Origin of the sequence: Micromonospora chokoriensis, from assembly GCF_000718555.1 — a bacterium.
GTDB classification, from domain to species: domain Bacteria; phylum Actinomycetota; class Actinomycetes; order Mycobacteriales; family Micromonosporaceae; genus Micromonospora; species Micromonospora chokoriensis_B.
On record NZ_JOAN01000003.1, the window covers coordinates 384,220 to 398,212 of the forward strand.

At 70.9% G+C, this 13,993-nt stretch carries 13 protein-coding genes; 7 read left to right on the forward strand and 6 right to left on the reverse strand.

Going from position 1 to position 13,993, the window contains the following annotated elements; translation table 11 throughout:
• The first annotated feature begins 139 nt into the window (after positions 1-139).
• Both IF46_RS0107275 and IF46_RS0107280 read left to right on the forward strand, forming a co-directional pair.
• On the forward strand, positions 140-1,720 hold the full coding sequence (locus IF46_RS0107275) for a Rieske 2Fe-2S domain-containing protein (protein WP_030487506.1): 1,581 nt from the start codon (positions 140-142) through the stop codon (positions 1,718-1,720).
• 238 nt (positions 1,721-1,958) lie between these two features.
• Positions 1,959-2,348: a hypothetical protein gene (locus IF46_RS0107280; protein WP_157562709.1), complete on the forward strand. Its 390-nt coding sequence runs from the start codon at positions 1,959-1,961 to the stop codon at positions 2,346-2,348.
• A 104-nt stretch (positions 2,349-2,452) separates the two neighbouring features.
• Here the strand turns inward: IF46_RS0107280 and IF46_RS0107285 are convergent, their stop codons facing one another.
• The 3 genes from IF46_RS0107285 to IF46_RS0107295 all read right to left on the reverse strand — a co-directional run bounded on the left by IF46_RS0107285 (position 2,453) and on the right by IF46_RS0107295 (position 6,686).
• A complete protein-coding gene (locus IF46_RS0107285) occupies positions 2,453-4,048 on the reverse strand; it encodes a phytoene desaturase family protein (protein ID WP_030487508.1) in 1,596 nt (531 codons plus the stop codon).
• 96 nt (positions 4,049-4,144) lie between these two features.
• Positions 4,145-5,995: a HAMP domain-containing sensor histidine kinase gene (locus IF46_RS0107290; RefSeq protein ID WP_030487509.1), complete on the reverse strand. Its 1,851-nt coding sequence runs from the start codon at positions 5,993-5,995 to the stop codon at positions 4,145-4,147.
• The gene (locus IF46_RS0107295) at positions 5,985-6,686 is read right to left on the reverse strand and encodes a response regulator transcription factor (RefSeq protein ID WP_198041380.1); all 702 of its coding nucleotides are present in this window, start codon (positions 6,684-6,686) and stop codon (positions 5,985-5,987) included. Before IF46_RS0107295 ends, IF46_RS0107290 begins: the two co-directional genes overlap by 11 nt.
• Before the next feature lie 113 nt (positions 6,687-6,799).
• Here IF46_RS0107295 and IF46_RS0107300 point away from each other — a divergent pair, with 113 nt between their 5' ends.
• The 4 genes from IF46_RS0107300 to IF46_RS0107315 are packed head-to-tail and all read left to right on the forward strand — an operon-like array spanning position 6,800 to position 10,431.
• Complete coding sequence (locus tag IF46_RS0107300; RefSeq protein WP_051723740.1) at positions 6,800-7,414, forward strand: hypothetical protein; 615 nt, start codon at positions 6,800-6,802, stop codon at positions 7,412-7,414.
• Complete coding sequence (locus IF46_RS0107305; protein ID WP_198041381.1) at positions 7,401-8,534, forward strand: peptidoglycan-binding domain-containing protein; 1,134 nt, start codon at positions 7,401-7,403, stop codon at positions 8,532-8,534. The genes IF46_RS0107300 and IF46_RS0107305 overlap by 14 nt, the downstream gene beginning before the upstream one ends.
• Positions 8,534-9,223, forward strand: coding sequence for an ABC transporter ATP-binding protein (locus IF46_RS0107310; RefSeq protein ID WP_198041387.1), 690 nt, complete (start codon positions 8,534-8,536; stop codon positions 9,221-9,223). Before IF46_RS0107305 ends, IF46_RS0107310 begins: the two co-directional genes overlap by 1 nt.
• Positions 9,220-10,431 (forward strand): ABC transporter permease, encoded by a 1,212-nt coding sequence (locus tag IF46_RS0107315; RefSeq protein ID WP_030487514.1) that lies wholly within the window; start codon positions 9,220-9,222, stop codon positions 10,429-10,431. The genes IF46_RS0107310 and IF46_RS0107315 overlap by 4 nt, the downstream gene beginning before the upstream one ends.
• Positions 10,432-10,450: 19 nt before the next feature.
• On the opposite strand, the gene IF46_RS0107320 is transcribed toward IF46_RS0107315, so the two are convergent.
• Complete coding sequence (locus IF46_RS0107320) at positions 10,451-11,287, reverse strand: YhjD/YihY/BrkB family envelope integrity protein (RefSeq protein WP_030487515.1); 837 nt, start codon at positions 11,285-11,287, stop codon at positions 10,451-10,453.
• Between the two features lie 51 nt (positions 11,288-11,338).
• On the opposite strand from IF46_RS0107320, the gene IF46_RS0107325 reads away from it, so the two are divergent.
• Positions 11,339-11,881 (forward strand): GNAT family N-acetyltransferase, encoded by a 543-nt coding sequence (locus IF46_RS0107325; protein ID WP_030487516.1) that lies wholly within the window; start codon positions 11,339-11,341, stop codon positions 11,879-11,881.
• Positions 11,882-11,934: 53 nt separating this feature from the next.
• Here IF46_RS0107325 and IF46_RS0107330 read toward each other — a convergent pair whose 3' ends face one another.
• Complete coding sequence (locus IF46_RS0107330) at positions 11,935-12,471, reverse strand: hypothetical protein (RefSeq protein WP_157562711.1); 537 nt, start codon at positions 12,469-12,471, stop codon at positions 11,935-11,937.
• A gap of 152 nt (positions 12,472-12,623) precedes the next feature.
• Complete coding sequence (gene eccD, locus IF46_RS0107335) at positions 12,624-13,934, reverse strand: type VII secretion integral membrane protein EccD (protein WP_030487518.1); 1,311 nt, start codon at positions 13,932-13,934, stop codon at positions 12,624-12,626.
• Between the last annotated feature and the right edge of the window lie 59 nt (positions 13,935-13,993).

Genomic DNA, 13,993 nt, shown 5'->3' on the forward strand with positions numbered 1-13,993 from the left:
GCGGTGGGGTGGGGGTTTCCTGGCCGTCGGCCCTGCCCACCTGGGCTGAATGGCACTACCGGCGTCGCGGGGTGGCGGTCAGACTCGCTCCGGTAGCGTTTGGCGTACACCTGATTGTCTGTTTGAGGGGGACTGTGCGGTGCGAGTGACCGGAACCGGGCACGCCAGCATGCGGATCGACACGGCCGCGGGCAGCATCCTGTGCGACCCGTGGGTCAACCCGGCCTACTTCGCGTCGTGGTTCCCTTTTCCGGACAATTCCCTGCTCGACTGGGAGAGCCTGGGGCAGGTCGACTACCTGTACGTCTCCCACCTGCACCGGGACCACTTCGACGCGCAGCACCTGCGTGACTTCGTCTCCAAGGACGCCACGGTCCTGCTCCCCGAGTTCCCCACCTCGGAGATGGAGGACGAGTTCCGGGCGCTGGGCTTCACCAAGTTCCTGAAGGCGCCCAACGAGCAGGTGGTGGAGCTGCCCGGCGGCCTGAAGATCATGATTCAGGCGCTGACCAGCCCGACCGACGGGCCGATCGGCGACTCCTCGCTCTGGGTTGAGTACGACGGTGTGCGGCTGCTCAACCAGAACGACGCCCGCCCCACCGACCTGAGCGTCTTCGCCGAGTTGGGGCACGTGCACGCGCACCTGCTCCAGTTTTCCGGCGCGATCTGGTACCCGATGGTCTACGAGCTGCCGCAGGCGGCGAAGACCGCGTTCGGCAAGCAGAAGCGTGACCGGCAGTTCGACCGGACCTGGCGCTACATCGACGACCTGAAGGCGTCGCACGTCTTCCCGATCGCCGGCCCGCCGTGCTTCCTCGACGACGCCCTGTGGCAGTTCAACGACATCCACGGCGACGAGGGCAACATCTTCCCCGACCAGTCCGTCTTCCTGTCGGAGTACGCCAAGGTCGGCGGCACCAACGGCATCGTGCTGCTGCCGGGCAGCGTCGCCGAGGTCACCACCGAGGGCGCGAGCACCACCCACCCGGTGCCGGTGGCGGAGTTCTTCGCGAACAAGGTCGCTCACCTGGAGGAGATGCGGGAGCGCAAGCGCCCGATCATCGAGGCGGAGAAGGCTTCCTGGCGGCACCCCGAGGTGGACGTGCTCGGCGAGATGAAGCGCCGGATCGAGCCGCTGCTCGACGAGTCGATCTACCTGGCCAAGGGGGTCGGCGGCCCGGTCCGTTTCGACCTGGTGGGCTACGACGGTGAAAGCGTCGAGTCGATCGTGGTGGACTTCCCGGGCAAGGAGGTCCGGCCGTACGCGGACGAGAAGGTGCGCTACCGCTTCCGGATGGATCGGGCGCTGATCGAGCACCTGCTCTTCATCGACGAGGTGGACTGGGTCAACTCGCTCTTCCTGTCCTGCCGATTCTCGGCGGCCCGGATCGGCCAGTACAACGAGTTCGTCTACGCGTTCTTCAAGTGCCTCTCCGAGGAGCGACTCCAGTACGCCGAGGGCTGGTACGACGAGCACGAGCGCAGCACCGATGCCGAGGACATCACGTTGGGCGACTGGGTGGTGCAGCGCCGCTGCCCGCACCTGAAGGCGGACCTGACCCGCTTCGGCATCGTCGACGGTGACCAGCTCACCTGCCAGCTGCACGGCTGGAAGTTCGACCTCCCCAGCGGCCGTTGCCTGACAAGCGTCGGCCACAAGGTGCGAGCCCACCGGGTGGATGCGGAAACCCCAGCCCCCGCCGGCGAGGCAGTGATCTGACCCCCGGCGGCCGGGGCGCCCGGCGTCGTGCCCCGGGCCGCGCCGGTTCTGCGTCCGTCACCATGCGGCAGTGAGGTGCCGACCCGCAGGCCGGCAGCGACCACCGAACAGGTCCGAACAATGTCGTGACCAGCCCGGACATGGCGCGGCTGTTCGGGACAAGCGCGACATCTTGTGCAGGGCTCCGAGCGCTTGCCAGCCTGATCGAGCAACGTTCGTCAACTGCCAAGGAGCCATCGTGTCCGCAGGATCGATCCTCAGGTTCGCCGCCGCTTCCGTCATGGGAGCGGCGCTCCTCTTCGGGGCCACGCCCGCGCCCGCACAGGCCGCAGCGTCGGTCACCAGCGCGGCGGACTGCCACTCGGAGGCATGGGGGCCCTACGACTACGGCTACGCCTACACGGTCAGCGGCAAGTCGTCGCCGCTGCGGGCGGCGGGCCCGTACTCCGGATGCTCCTCGTACTCCGTGCCGGCCGGCACCGAGTTCTCCATCGACTGCCGCATGTACAACGACCTCGGAAACCTCTGGTACCACGGTGAGGTCTTCGTCAACGGTCAGTACCGATCTGGCTGGATGTTCTCCAGCAACCTCACCTTCCCGTCCGGTTCCAACTTCGCTTGGTGCTGACGCCCGTACGGCGATGAAGCGCCCGCCGGTTGACCCAGCCGGCGGGCGCTCTGCGCGTCCCGTGCCGGCTCGGCTCGTCGGCTGTCTGCTGACGCCGGACGGCGTCAGCGGCCCAGGTCGGTCAGGATTTTCCGGGCCGCGTTGTGGCCGGCTGCGCCGATGACGCTGCCGGCTGGGTGGCAGCCGGCGCTGCCGGCGTACACGCCGTCGATGCCGATGGCGTAGGGCATCCGGTCGGTGAACGAGACGGTGTTGTCGACGTGGTGGATGTGCCCGCCGGTGATGCCGAAGTGCTCCTCGATGCCCGGCGGCGGCAACGGCACCGCGTCGGCGATCAGGTCGGCGGTGCCGGGGGCGTACCGCTCGACGATCCCGATCAGCCGATCGACGTAGCCGGGCAGCTCCGCACCCCAGGTCGTACCGGCCAGCTCGTAGGGGACGGACTGGACGAAGAGCGCCGACGAGTGGTGCCCGGCGACGTCGGAGAGCGACGGGTCGACTGTGGTGTGCAGGTACCACTCGATTGTCGGCTCCGCCGGCAGTAGCCCGGCCTGTACGTCCGCCCACATCGCGCGCAGCGCGGTCATCGGCGAGGTCACCTCCCCGCCGACAAGCGACGCGGACCCGGGCAGCAGGTGGATGGTCGAGCCGAACGGGCTCGGCGTGCCGTCCGGCAGGCAGGAGAACCGGGGCAGCCCGGTGAGCGCCAGGTTGAGCTTGAGGGTGGTGCCGGGCCGGCGGACCGCCGTCATCCGTTCGCCGAGCCGCGCCGGGAGCGCGCCGTCGGGCAACAGGTCCATCAATCGGTACGGATCACACGCGCCGAGCACCACCCGGGCGGCGACCTCCCGACCGTCGGCCAGCACCACTCCGCTCGCCGCGCCGCCGTCCAGGGTCACCGCGCTGACCGGCGTACCCGTCAGGATCCTCGCCCCGGCGGCGCGTGCGGCCTCGGCGAACGTCCGCGAGACGGTGCCCATGCCGCCCTCGGCGATCATCCAGGTGCCGTCGGAGCCGGGCAGCCGGCACATGTTGTGGACCAGGAAGTTGTGGCCGGTGCCGGGGTCGTCCGGGCCGGCGTTGAGCCCGGACAGGCCGTCGGTGACCGCGTACATGCTGACCAGCAGTTCGGAGCGGAACTCGAACCGGGCCAGGTAGTCGGCGACCGAGCCCTGCACGAGGTCGACGAACACCTGGCGCAGGGCCGGGCGGACGTGCCGCTCGGCGGTCTCCTGGACGCTCAGCGGCTCCGCCAGCCAGGCCGGGGCGAGATCTTCGCGCAGCTCGGCCAGCTCGGCCTGCATGGCATCGTCGGCGGCCACATCGGCGGGGGAGAAGAACTCGGCGAGCTGCGCTCGGGTGGCGGCGGTGTCACTGCCGAAGAGCAGGTACGGCGAGCCGACGCCGCCCGGGGTGGGGAGGAAGTAGTGCGGGTCGCGGCGCAGCACCGGGATCCGTACGTCGAGCGTGGCGAGCAGCTCCGGTGGCATCAGCCCGAGCAGGTACGAGCCGGTGGAGTGGCGCAGCCCCGGCACCTTCGGGAACGGGTTCTCGGTGCGGGTCGCGCCGCCGATCACGTCGGCGGCCTCCAACACGAGGACGTCCAGACCGGCACGGGCCAGCAGGACTGCGGAGACCAGACCGTTGTGCCCAGCACCGACGATCACCACGTCAGCGCGGACGGGAAGTTCACCACTCATGCCGCGGCAGCCTAGCCCACCCCACCCGCCCTCGGCGATCAAGAGGTTTGCGTCAGCAAATGGCGCCCAGATGACGCAAACCTCTTGATCATCCGGCTAGGAGGGGGTGGGGAGGGGGAGGTGGAGGGTGAAGGTGCTGCCTTGGGTGGGGGTGCTGGTGGCACTGACCGTGCCGCCGTGGGCCTCGGTGAGCTTGCGGACGATGGCGAGGCCCAGGCCGCTGCCGCCGGTCTGTCGGCTGCGGGACTTCTCGGCCCGCCAGAAGCGCTCGAAGACCTGGGGCAGGTCCTCGGCGCTGATGCCGCTGCCGGTGTCGGTCACGGAGACGATGACCTCGGCGTCGGTCGCATTGGCGCTGATCGTCACGTGCCCGCCCGACGGGGTGTGTCGTACCGCGTTGGCGACCAGGTTGCCGACGGCCTGGCGCAGCCGCACCGGGTCGGCGTCCAGCTGCGGGTCGGCCTCGGTGCGTACCTCGATGGTGACGCCGGCCCGGTCGGCCTGGCCCCGGTGCGCCTCCGCGACCTGGGCCAGCAGATCGGTGAGGTAGACCTGTTCGCGGTGCAGCCGCAGCGCGCCGGCGTCGGCCTCGGCCAGGTCCTGCAGGTCGCTGATCACATGCTGGAGCAGGGTCGCCTCCTCCAGCAGTGAGGAGAGCAGCCTGCGGTCGGGGGCCGCGATGCCGTCCTCGACCGCTTCGAGCCAGCCCCGGATGTTGCTCACCGGCGTACGCATCTCGTGGGCGATGTCGCTGACCATCGCCCGGCGCAACTGCTCCAGGCGCTCGCGCCGTTCGGCCATGTCGTTGAAGACCTCGGCCAGCCGGGCGATCTCGTCGTGGCCGGTCACCCGGACCCGGGCGGAGCCGTCCCCGTCGCGCATCCGCTGGGCCGCCCCGGTCAGCGCGTGCAGCGGGCGGGTCAGCCGGATGCCGGCGAGGACGGTGAAGCCGATCGTCACCAGCAGGACGAGACCGGCGACGGCGACGATGCGGGTCTGGTTGGCGGGGGAGAGGTCGAAGGTGGTGGAGGGGCGACCGCCCGGGTCGATGACGAAGAGGGTCGCGGCCGGGGCGACGTACGGGAGGAGTTGTTCGCGTCGGCTGGTGCCGACGCAGGCGCTGATCGCCCGGTTGTGCTCCTGGTCGACCCCGGCTGCGGACCGTGAGTCGTCGGGTGCGCTGGCCGCCGGTTGCCTCGTCCAGGTCCAGTCGAGGTCCACCTGCACCGCGGACAGTTGCCGCCGCGCCAGGCAGGTGTTCACCAGGGCGTTGAGCTGGGCGAGCGCTTTGCCTTCGGTGGCGGTGAGGGTCGCGAGGTTCGCTCTCGACTGGACGCAGGCGGCACTGTCGGCGAGGTCGGTGCCGGGAGCCTCGATCCGTGGTCGGCCGGTGGGACCGTCCACGACGGTGGCGTCGATCCCCGCGCGGAGCCGCAGACACCGGACCGCCTCGGCTGCCTTGTCGCGCAGCGCCGTGCGCTCCTCGGGCGGAAGCAGGTACGGGCCGGTGGTGCGCGGGTCGATGCGGCTGGTGCCGCCGTCGCCGCTGCTCGCCGGGGTGATCCCGGACATCAGGGTGGTGTTCACGGCGAGCGCGTCGACGGTCGCGGATGACGTCGTCGGCAGCGGACCAGCGTCGGGTGTCGAGTCGGCGATCGGCGTACCGGTCTCGGTGGTCAGGGCGATCCGCCGGCCGACGTCGCGGGCGAGCGGTTGGAGGGCCGCGTCGACCCCGTCCCAGCTCGGGTGGGTGGCGGCGTACGCGAGCAGGGTGTCGTAGATGCGGGCGTCGTCGGCGAGCGCCTGCCCCTGTTCCTGCCGGATCGCGCCGGTGGTGGTCCGGACGGCCAGCCACGCGGTCGCCGCGATCGAGCCGATGGCGATGAGGACGGCAAGCGCCAGCAGCCGGAGCAGCAGGCTGCGGCGCAGCGGAACCTCACGCGACATGGGGTGACTCTTCGACCAGCTTGTAGCCGACGCCGTACACGGTCACCAGCCGGGCCGGCTTGCGCGGGTTCGGCTCGATCTTTCGGCGGAGGTTCATGACGTGCACGTCGACGGTCCGGTTGGTGATGTATCTGTCGAACCCGTGCAGGTAGCCCAGGAGCTGAGCCCTGGTGAACGCTCGGGCGGGCTGGGCGGCCATCGCCTGGAGTAGCTGGAACTCGCCCGGTGTGCAGTCGACGAGGCGTCCGTCACTGCGGACCTCGTGGCGTACCGGGTCGACGTGCACGGCGCCGACCCGCAGCACCGGGTCCGCCTGCCGCGCCGTCCGCTGGCCCCGGCGCAGCAGGCTGCGGGCCCGAGCGACCAGCTCACGCGGGCTGTACGGCTTCGTCATGTAGTCGTCGGCGCCCAGGTCGAGGCCGAGCAGCAGGTCGTCCTCGCTCGACCGGGCGGTCAGCATGAGCACCGGCAGGTCGGACTCCCGGCGCAGGATGCGGCAGACGTCCAGGCCATCGACCTTCGGCATCATCAGGTCGAGGACCAGCAGCGCCGGTGGCCGCTGTCGGATCTGCTCCAGAGCGGCCCGCCCGTCGGCCACCACCAGCACCTCGTGCCCCTCGTGTTCCAGGTACCGGCGCGCCAACTCGGCCTGCTTCTGGTCGTCCTCGGCTACCAGCACATACGCACACACGGCAGCGACTGTACGTGGCCCCGGCCGGCTCCGGCGACGCCGCTGAGCTGGGGCTATCGGATGACGACCGCTTCCTGACAGGTCTCTGACAAGGGGGCGTGAGGCTCCACGTCATGACCAACTCAACCCATCGAATCGCGGCTGGGCTCGCCGCGGTCACCCTGCTCGCCGTCGCCCTTGCCGGCTGCGGCGGCGGAGCCGACAAGGACACCGCCAGCGGTACGGGTGACATCGCATCGCTCACCACCCCGTCCGCCCCGACGAGCGCGACCCCCGCCGGGGGTGCCGCCAACCCTCGGCCGCAGCTGCGCCTGGACACGACGGAAGAGGAGGAGACGCAGCTCTGGGAGACGTACAAGATCTGCCTGCACGAGCACGGGGTGAAGAAGAACGACGGCCGGTCGGCCGGAGCGGTGGGGACCGGTACAGGTCTGTCCCTCGACCAGAGCGGGGAGCCGAAGGCGGCGTACGTGGCGTGCGCCAACAAGCTGCCGCTCCAGCCGCCGGAGCTGGACCGGGCGAGGAACCCGAACTATGCGAGCCAGTGGAACGACTATGTCCAGTGCCTGCGCGGGCACGGGTGGAAGATCCACTCGCTGCCGGACAGCACCGGCTGGACCTGGGATGACGGGGTCGCCGACCCGACCAACGGACTTGACGTTGGGGGTCCCGCTTACAAGAAGGTCGATCGGGATTGCACGATGGAGATCTTCGGTGCCAAGAAGTAGCCCGGCCGACGAGCCTGGTCGGCGGACGACCCGGCGTACCGCGATCGTGGTGGCGGCGGTGACCCTGGTCGTTGCCGTCGGCGCCGGCGTCGGGGCGCTGGCCCTGCGGCGTCACCCCGGCGAAGACGTCGCGAGCGCTCCACCGCAGGTGACGACCACGACTGTGACCCGGGCCGACCTCTCGGACACCCGCTCGCTAAACGGGACGCTCGGTTTCGGCCCGGAGGGGCTGGTGAAGGGTGCCGGGGAAGGCGTCGTCACCCGCCTGCCGAAGGTGGGCGACACGGTGACCCGGGGCAAGCCGCTCTACTGGGTCAACGACCGACCGGTGCCGGTGCTCTTCGGCGGGGTTCCACTCTTCCGCACGCTCGACAAGCCAGGTCTGGTAGGCAGCGACGTACGGATCCTCTGGGACAACCTCAAGGCGCTGGGCTACCGCACCGGGGTGCAGCCGTCCCGAGGCACGGATGGCACGAAGATCGCCACGGGCCAGGCCCTGCTCACCGCGAGCCTCGTCGCCGCGATCAAGAAGTGGCAGCAGGACCTCGGCCTGGACCCCACCGGCACGATCGGCGTCGGGCAGGTCGCGGTGCTGACCGGGCCGGTCCGGGTCAGCGCGGTGAAGGCGCTGCCCGGTGACCCGGTCGCCGGTGAGCTGCTGGCCGTCACCGAGAAAGCCAAGCTGGTCACCGTGCAGGTCGGAGCCACCGAGGTCGGCACCATCACGGTGGGTGCCGCCGTGGTCGTCGCACTGCCCGACGGCACCGAGATTCCGGCCAAGGTCGCCTCGATCTCCCAGACGGTGCGCGGCGGTGGATCGGACGGGGGCACCGGGCAGGGCACCCCACCGACGGTGGAGGTCCTCGTCGGGCCGACCCGGGCGGCGGACGTGGCCAAGCTGGACGCCGCCACGGTCCAGGTCCGGTTCACCACCACCATCCACAAGAACGTGCTCGCGGTGCCGGTCGGCGCGCTGGTGGCGCTCCGCGAGGGCGGGCACGCGCTCCAACTGCCCGACGGCGCTCTGGTGGCGGTGGAGACCGGGATGTTCGCCCGGGGTCTGGTCGAGATCAGCGGCCCCGGCGTGACCGAGGGCCTCGACGTGGTGACGGCATCGTGATCGCCGAGCCGGTGCTCAGCGTCGAGGGGGTGAGCAGGACGTATCCGGGCGGGGTGACCGCGCTGGACGACGTCTCGCTGACCGTCCGCGCCGGCGAGATGCTCGCCATCGTCGGGCCGTCCGGGTCCGGCAAGTCCACGCTGCTCAACATCATGGGCACCCTCGACCTGCCGACCAGCGGTCGCCTGCGCATCGCCGGTCACGAGGTCACCGCCCTCTCCGACCGTCGGCTCTCCGCGCTGCGGGGCCGCTGGCTCGGCTTCGTCTTCCAGCAGTTCCACCTCTCCGACGGACTGGACGCCGCCGAGAACGTCGCCACCGGCCTGCTCTACGCCGGGGTGCCCCGCCGTCGCCGCCGCCGTGCCGCGATCGAGGCGTTGGCCCGGGTCGGTCTGGCGCACCGGGTCGACCACCTGCCGCAGCAGCTCTCCGGCGGGGAACGGCAGCGTGTGGCGATAGCTCGGGCGCTTGTCAACGAGCCGGCGCTGGTGCTGGCCGACGAGCCGACCGGCGCCCTCGACACGGCGAACGGGGAGGCGGTTCTGGCCCTGCTCACGGACCTCAACGCGGAGGGGACCACCATCGCCGTAATCACCCACGATCGGGATCTCGCCGCCCGTACGCCTCGACAGGTGGAGATCCGTGACGGCCGGATCGTCGCCGACACCCTCGCCGGGAGCAGGCGATGAGCGCGTCCCCGGCGGACATCCGGTCGACCCGGCTCGCCCCTTCCGACGTACTCCGGCTTGGTCTGCTCGGGTTGACCACCCGCCGGATGCGGGCGGTCCTCTCCGCCCTGGGCATCTCCATCGGCATCGCCACGTTGGTCGTCGTGGTGGGGATCCCCGCGTCCAGCCAACGCGACCTGATGAACCAGCTCACCGCCCTCGGCACCAACCTGCTGCGGGCCGAGCCCGTGCCGGACCAGAATCCGCCCGTCCTCCTGCCCGAACAGGCCGCCGCCATGGCGGCGCGGATCGGGCCGGTCCAGACGGCGAGCGCGGTCGCGAACACCCACACCGTGGTACGCCGCAACGACCTGCAGGACCGGTACGACACGTCCGGGCTCACTGTGCTCGCCTCCCGGCCGGACCTGCTGGAGACGGTCAACGGCCGGATCAGTAGCGGCCGGGCCCTCGACGACGGCACGGCCCGGCTTCCGACCGTCGTCCTCGGGTACGTCGCGGCGAGCCGGCTCGGCTTTGCCACGGTGGACCCCAAGCGACCACCTCAGGTGTTCATCGGCGAGCGCTGGTTCACCGTGATCGGCATCCTGGATCCGTTGCCGCTCTCCCCGGATCTGGACCGTTCGGTGCTGGTCGGGTGGGACGCCGCGAAGGCCCTGCTCGGCTTCGACGGTCACCCCACTGTCGTCTACCTGAAGGCCAGGGAGGACGCGTTGGAGGACGTCCGTGCCGTGCTGCCGGCCACCCTCAACCCGCAACTGCCGGGGCTGGTCCAGGTCAGCCGCCCCTCCGACGCGCTCGCCGCGAAACGGGCCACCGAGAACAGCTTCTCCGCGTTGTTCCTCGGGCTGGCGGCGGTCGCCCTGCTGGTCGGTGGGATCGGCGTGGCCAACACCATGGTCATCTCGGTGCTGGAGCGCCGCCGGGAGATCGGCCTGCGCCGGGCCCTCGGCGCGAACCGTGGCCAGATCCGGGTGCAGTTCCTCACCGAGTCGGTGCTGCTCAGCGTGCTCGGCGGTGCCGCCGGGGCGGTCCTCGGAGTGCTCGCGACGGTCGCCTACGCCAGCTACCAGGGCTGGCCGCCCACGATCCCGCTGTCAGCGGTGCTAGGCGGAATCGCCGGCGCCCTCCTGGTAGGCGTAATAGCCGGCGTCTACCCGTCCATCCGAGCCGCCCGCCTAACCCCCACCGAAGCCCTCTCCACCCCGTAGCTCCCACCCCCACCCCGCCTCAACCCGGTGGGGTGGGGGTGGTGCGCCAGCGGGATAGGGCCAGGGTGGCGGAGTAGCCCGCCAGGACGATCACGTGGAAGAGGTAGAGCCAGAGGAGTACGGCTACGCCGGCGCCGATGTCGTCGAAGCCACCGAACGGCACCCCGAGGTCCAGGGGGAGTGAGGCGAAGAGGACGAAGCCGTGCAGGAAGCCGGAGAGGTTCGCCGCGGTGAACGACCCGATCCCGAGGGTGGAGAGCCAGTCCGGTGAGGCCGGCCCGACCACCCGGAACACCCACACCAGCACCGGCGTGAGCACCAGCCAGACCGCCAGGAACGACAGCACCACACCGAGCACTCCGAGCCAACCGCCCTGGCGGATGAGGCGGGTGGTGAGGGGGAGCGCCAGCAGGATCGACAGCAGCAGCGCGGGGGCCGGTGCGAGCAGTGGCAGCAGCAGGAGCCGGCCGCGCCAGCCGACCAGGTGTTCGTCGGAGCGGGGTGCGGCCACCGAGACGAATGCCCGGCGCAGGCCCTCGCCGTACAACGACGCGGGCAACAGGGAGGCCAGCGCGAGCAGCGGGGTCAACTCCACCCCGGCGTCGACAAGCGCGTCCACCGCCCGGGGTGCGCCGATCGCGGTGGGCAGGGCCTCCACGGCGTACGAGGTGAGCCGCCGGACCCGTTCGGCCCCGGCCACCAGGGCGGTGAGCCAGATCGCCAGCAGGGCGACCGGCACCACGGCGATCGCTCCGTAGAAGGTGATCGCGGCGGCGTGCAGCGACAGGTCCCGCCCGCGCACCGGACGGAAGGCGGCACTGGTGATCCGTTTCGCGCGCTGCCATCCGCTGCCCATCGGGTTCTCCTTCCCTGTCGTCGGGGCCGTCACTCCTTAAGATCGCCGATCATGACTGTTCTCACCACCGAACGCCTGATCCTGCGCGACTGGACCGACGATCCGGCCGACCTGGCCCGGATCTACGACATCTACTCTCGCTCCGAGATCGCCCGGTACCTGGGCATGGCACCGGGCCTGCCGATGACCGACCCGAGCCAGGCCGTCGAGCGGCTGCGGGCCTGGCAGGACCGGCACGCCGACGACCAGGGCCGGTACGGCACCTGGGCGATCGAGGTACGCGAGACCAGCCTGGTGGTGGGCACTCTGTTACTCAAGCCGCTGCCAGGGCGCGACGAGTCGCGCCGAACCGAGGACATCGAGGTGGGCTGGCACCTGCACCCGGACGCGTGGGGTCACGGCTACGCCACCGAGGCGGCTCGCGCTGCGGTCGCGCGGGAGTTCGCCGCCGGCACCCAGGAGATCTACGCGGTCGTGGCGCCGGGCAACGAGGCGTCGATGGCGGTCTGCCGGCGACTCGGCATGGCCCACGTGGGCCGACGCACCGACTGGTACGGCGGCGAGGATCTGGAGACCTTCGTGCTGGCCGCCTGACGCGAGATCCGCCCGGCCGGTGGCGTGCTGGCGCTGTCGCGCCTGAGCCCTGATCAGCGGTGGCTGGTGTTGATCAGCGCCATGAGGTCGACGGCCGCGTCGAGTGTCGCCAGGTTCAGACGTTCCAGGTCGACGGCGCCAGCGCGGAGCGCCGGATCGTGCGGGATGACCAGGTCGTGCCTCGGGTGCTTCGGCCCTGGTCCGGTGATGTGCGTGGTGACCTCGATGATCTGGTTGGCCTGGATGCCGCGAAGCCATGCGATCAGCGACCGGGCGGTCATCGCGCTTGCTGGTTCCGGGGTGCGGGTCACCACCACGACGTCGGCCTCGGTGAAGAATCTGGGATCGGTGCGGGCGGTCTCGAGGGCGGCGTCCACGAACACCGACGCGGTGTGCGCCTTGGCCTTCACCATGCTGACGGCATCGATCAACGCCGTGTCGGGCTGCCGTTCGTGCGGCGCGGGGAGATGCGCCGGGGCTCGCTCCCTGAGTGGGTCCGACGCTCCGGCGGCGAGCAGCGCTGGACTGACGCCTTGCAGGCCGTGGGCGATCCCAGCCAGTACGGCGGTCAGCGTCGTGGCGCCCGACACCGGCGTCGCCCCGATGACGGCGACGACCTGGGTGCGACCACGAGGTGGGTTCGACGCTGCGGCGCGTCGCAGACGGAACCGATCAGTGGCCAGTGTCTGGGCGGGTGGCCAGAGCCCTCGCCAGCCTCGTCTGAGCACGTGCACGGCCGCCCTCACAGGATGTCGCCGATCGTGTCGAAGAGCCCGAGCACGGACGCGAGGACCGGCACGGCGGCGATGACGGCGACGGCTTCGAGGATGGCGATGATCAGGCGCAGTCTGGCCAGGACCGCCATGCGCAGGGTCCGCGCGCTCAGCATGGTCGCGATGACGGCTGCGGCTGCCACGCCGACGGCAGCCAGGAGTTGCGTGTCATGGCCGGTCCTGGAGAGTGCGACAGTCGCACAGGCCAGCAGGATGGCCAGCCCGGCGAGCAGCGGTGGCAACACGTGGCCGACGCGGGAGAAGAGCCGGGACCGGATCATCATGGCGATCCCGACCAGCGCGGCCAGCGTCAGAGGCCACACCGTTCCATCGATTGCGCAGGCGATGGCGAGCACTGCACCCGCACCGCTGAGACCGGTCAAGGCCCAGGTCAGCAGCGTCGCGGATCTCTGCACGGAGGCGCTGACATCGTCGGCGGGCACCCGCCCGCTGCTGCGCAGCCGATAGTCCAGGGCGGAGAGCCCTCCGGCGCCGGCGACCAGCCGGGGCAGTGGCCCGAGGGCGAGCACGACGAGGAACGCGACAGTTCCGGTGCCGCGTGGGTCGTCCAGCGTCCAGGCGAGGCCGAGAACGACGGCGGCAGTGGCGATGAAGACCGCGGCGTTGTCGAGGCTTCGGGTGCTGAGCCGGGCCGCAACGGCACCCGCCCCAGCGACAGCGAGGGCCGCCGTCGCCGGCACGATCAGGCCACCGCCGAACAGGATGAGCGAGACCCAGGAGGCGTGGATAGCGGCAGCGGTCAGGAGCAGCGCCGAACCGACCCGGGCCTGGGTAGAGCTGGCCACAGCCGCGCTGATCAGCAGCACGGTGACGACTGCCAGCGCAACCACGGTCCGAGGCGTGGCGACGTGCAGGGCGGGCATCGTGAACAGCCCGGCGAGCAGGCAGACGCTCGCCGCCGCGGCCACGACCTCACCGGTGGCCCGCGAAGACCACCGGGTCGTCGCGCCGTCCACGTGGTCGGCGACGACGTCGAGCAGATGATCCTGGCGGGCCGGCGCGGGAGTCTGCCCGGCCGGCGTCATGAGCAGAACCGCGCCGTCGGTGATCCCCGCGTCGTCGAGTGTGACGCCGAGACTCAGCGGTCCGTGACCGAGTGGGCTCAAGGCCCAACTCCCGCTGATCGGCGTCGCTCGGCCCGCCGTCAGGAGAGGCAGGAGGGCGGGCAGGAGGTCGGAGACCGGCAGGTGTTTGGGCACGGCGAGGTCCAGCACCCGTTGGTCAAGAACCAGCGTGACCCTGCAGACGGACTCACTCACTGTGTTCACCCCGATCGTGATCCGCCGGTTACTGTATCGGCATACCTCCATACTGGAGG

Bases quoted from the DNA above. Each gene is read 5' to 3' on its own strand.
- IF46_RS0107285 (WP_030487508.1), bottom strand. From the start codon at position 4,048: ATGAGTGGTGAACTTCCCGTCCGCGCTGACGTGGTGATCGTCGGTGCT.
- IF46_RS0107290 (WP_030487509.1), bottom strand. From the start codon at position 5,995: ATGTCGCGTGAGGTTCCGCTGCGCCGCAGCCTGCTGCTCCGGCTGCTG.
- IF46_RS0107300 (WP_051723740.1), top strand. From the start codon at position 6,800: ATGACCAACTCAACCCATCGAATCGCGGCTGGGCTCGCCGCGGTCACC.
- IF46_RS0107315 (WP_030487514.1), top strand. From the start codon at position 9,220: ATGAGCGCGTCCCCGGCGGACATCCGGTCGACCCGGCTCGCCCCTTCC.
- IF46_RS0107320 (WP_030487515.1), bottom strand. From the start codon at position 11,287: ATGGGCAGCGGATGGCAGCGCGCGAAACGGATCACCAGTGCCGCCTTC.
- IF46_RS0107325 (WP_030487516.1), top strand. From the start codon at position 11,339: ATGACTGTTCTCACCACCGAACGCCTGATCCTGCGCGACTGGACCGAC.